At 71.1% G+C, this 3,238-nt stretch carries 2 protein-coding genes; one reads left to right on the forward strand and one right to left on the reverse strand.

Annotation, left to right across the window (positions count from 1 at the left end; genetic code table 11):
* Positions 1–2,315 (forward strand): PBP1A family penicillin-binding protein (locus K2X24_RS00220; protein WP_292493568.1); only part of this gene is annotated, 2,315 nt, incomplete at its 5' end.
* 6 nt (positions 2,316–2,321) lie between these two features.
* Here K2X24_RS00220 and K2X24_RS00225 read toward each other — a convergent pair.
* Entirely contained in the window at positions 2,322–3,071 is a 750-nt protein-coding gene (locus K2X24_RS00225; RefSeq protein ID WP_292493569.1) for a hypothetical protein, read from the reverse strand.
* Positions 3,072–3,238: the final 167 nt, after the last annotated feature.

Consider the following 3,238-nt stretch of genomic DNA (forward strand, 5'->3'; position numbering starts at 1 on the left):
GCGCCGCCGGAGCGGCCCGTGCGGCCGGGCCGGCCTGGCAGGGACTGGCCGGTCGCTTCCGGAACCGGGCCACGGCCGGGACGTCACCGCCCGCCTCCGGCCCGACCGCCAGCGGGGCCGAGCGGCCTCCGGCCTCCGTTCCCGCACGCCTGCGCCGCCATCCCTGGATCGCCGCCGCCCTGGCGCTGGTCCTGCTGCCGGCCCTGTTCCTCGCCGGGCTCGTTCTCTACAGCTTCGTCACCCTGCCGCCCCTCGGCGGCGTGGTGCCGGAGGCCGGTCAGCGCGCGCTCACCGTCGAGGCGGATGACGGCCGGGTCTTCGCGACCCGGGGCGCCTTCCAGGGCCAGAAGCTCACGGCAGCCGAGATGCCGCCGCATCTCGGTCAGGCGATCATCGCCATCGAGGACCGGCGTTTTCGCGAGCACTGGGGCATCGACCCCCGCGGCCTCTTTCGCGCCCTCTATCGCAACGCCCTCGGCGGGGGCGTGCGCGAGGGCGGCTCGACGATCACCCAGCAATACGCCCGTCTGACCTCCCTGAACCAGGAGAAGACCCTGCGGCGCAAGATCCAGGAGGCGTTCCTGGCTCTGCGCCTCGAGGCGACGATGTCGAAGGACGAGATCCTGCTCGGCTACCTGAACACCGCCTATTTCGGGGCCGGCGCCTACGGTATCGACGCGGCGGCCCGGCGCTACTTCGGCAAGGGCGCCAAGGCGTTGACCCTGCCGGAGGCCGCGATGCTGGCCGGTCTCGTCCGCGCGCCGTCGCAACTGGCGCCGACGCGCAACTTCGGCGGCGCCAAGGAGCGCGCCGACGTGGTCCTGCAGACCATGGTGGAGACCGGCGCCATCACGGCCGCCGAGGCCGACAAGGCCCGCGCCCAGACCATCACCTTGCGCACGCCTCCCGAGACGCCGCCGGGGACGAACTACTTCCTCGACATGGTCTCGGCGGACGCCAAGAAGCTCGCCGACGCTCCCGGCGACGTCACCGTGCGCACCACCCTCAACCTCGACCTGCAGAGTCTGGCCGAGGGCGTGGTCGCCCGCCGCCTCGATGCCGAGGGCGCGAAGAAAAAGGCCAGCCAGGGCGCCATGGTGGTGCTCAACAAGGAGGGCGCGATCCTCGCCATGGTGGGCGGGCGCGACTACGAGGACAGCCAGTTCAACCGCGCCACCCAGGCCAAGCGGCAGGCCGGCTCGTTGTTCAAGCTCTTCGTCTACCTCACGGCCTACGAGAACGGCTTCAATCCCGAGACGGTGCTGGTCGACCGGCCGATCCAGATCGGCGACTGGGAGCCGCAGAACTCCACCGGGCGCTTCAAGGGGGCGATGCCCCTGCGCAGCGCTTTCGCGCAATCGGTGAACACCGTGGCGGCGCAGCTTGCCGACGAGGTCGGAATCCCGGCCGTGATCGCCACCGCGCACCGCATGGGCGTGACTTCGGAATTGCCCAACGTGCCGAGCCTGGCGCTCGGCTCGGCGGAGGTGACGCTCCTGGAGATGACCCGTGCCTATGCCGGGGTGCTCGCCGGGGCCGCGCCGGTGGACACGCACAGCGTCCACGCCGTCCGGGGGGCCCAGCCCCAGCCGCTCTACCTACGCGCCGACGCCAAGGCCGGCACCGCGATTCCCACCGAGGCCCGGGCCATGATGCTCGATTCCCTTCAGGCCGTGGTCGACGGCGGCACCGGCAAGGGCGCCCGGGTCTCCGGCCTGCCGGTGGGCGGCAAGACCGGGACGACGCAGGATTACCGCGACGCCTGGTTCATCGGCATGACACCGGATCTCGTCGTGGGGATCTGGGTCGGCAACGACGACAATTCGTCCATGAACCGCGTCGGCGGCGGCGACCTCCCGGCGAGCATCTTCCACGACTTCGTCCAGCGCGCGACGGCGCAATTGGCTAAGGGCCGCAAGCGTCCCTCCGCCGCCCGTGCCGAACCCGCGCCGGCCCGGGATGTCGCCATCAATCCCGCCCCCGCCGCGAGCCTGCGCGGCGTGCCCGAGGTGATCGACACCGGAACCCTGGCCTTCCGGGGCCGCACGATCCGCCTCCTCGGCGTCGACGGAGAGGGTGGGGCCCTCGCCCGCCAGCTCGCCCGCTATCTGCGCCGCCGCGAGGTCACCTGCGCGCCCCCCGCCGGCACGGAGGCGAAGGCCGAGCAACTGCGCTGCCAGATCGACGGCGACGACCTCGCCTCCCTGATCCTCACGGCGGGCGGCGGTCGCGCCGCCGAGGACGCACCCGCCGATCTCCTGGCTGCCGAGGAGCAGGCGCGCTCGGAACGCGCCGGCATCTGGGGTCGACGGTAGCGCGCCTCAGGGCGCGGACCGGCTCGCCGGCGCGGTCGACGTCGCACCTATCTTGGTCGAGACGAGCGAGAAACCCTGCGGAACCTCGACGGTGGGGCCGTTGAGCTTGTCCTTCAGGAGGTAGACCAGGGTGTAGCTGCCCGGCCGGAGATGGCCGAGCGTCACATCGGAGTCGAGGTAGAAGGCGTCGATGCTCTGGTCCGCGTCGAGGGTGATGTCGTTGTCCGACATGCCCTTCTTGCCGCCCAGCACCTCGCCGCTCAGGGTCCGGACTTCCATGTCGACGGTGACGCCGGCCTGTCTCCGGCCCCCGGCGAGGGGCTTTTCGGACTGGCCCACGGGCTCGAGGTAGCTGAACAGGACTTCGCTCTCCTGGAACACGTTCGACGGGCGCGCTTCCATATCGCCGAAGTACCGCGCCGCCCGGGTCACGAACAGCGCCGTGCGTACGCCGTAGGGTTGGAGAGGTTTGGTTTCCGCTGCGGCCGCAGCGACGGGGGGCGATGTGGAAGCGGCCTTGGCCCGGGGGGCAGCGGCGGCCTGCTGCGCCTTGTCCCTGGCGGCGGCGAAGTCCTCTGGCCACTTGTCGATGAAGAGGTTCATCGGTTCCGCCATCCAAACCTCGCTGCCCGGGGGCGGGCAGCCGGGCATGTCCTTCAACACCGCCTTCAACGGGTCCTCGTAGGACGCCATCTCCGCGCGCGGGGGCACCATCTTCCGCTCGATGGCCTCGCGCTGATAGCAGCGGCCAGCCACGCGTTCGCGTTGTTCGGCCTCGTCGCGATCCTGCCGGGCATGCTCCTCGCCCTCCTGATCCTGCCCATCGCGGATCTCACGCGGGTCCCGCGCTGGTTCATGTCGGATGCGATGTTCGAAGGGCCCGGCCTCTATCTCCTCCTGAGCCTGATCTCGTCCATCGTGTT

Source organism: Methylobacterium sp. (assembly GCF_019750675.1).
Taxonomy (GTDB): Bacteria; Pseudomonadota; Alphaproteobacteria; order Rhizobiales; family Beijerinckiaceae; genus Methylobacterium.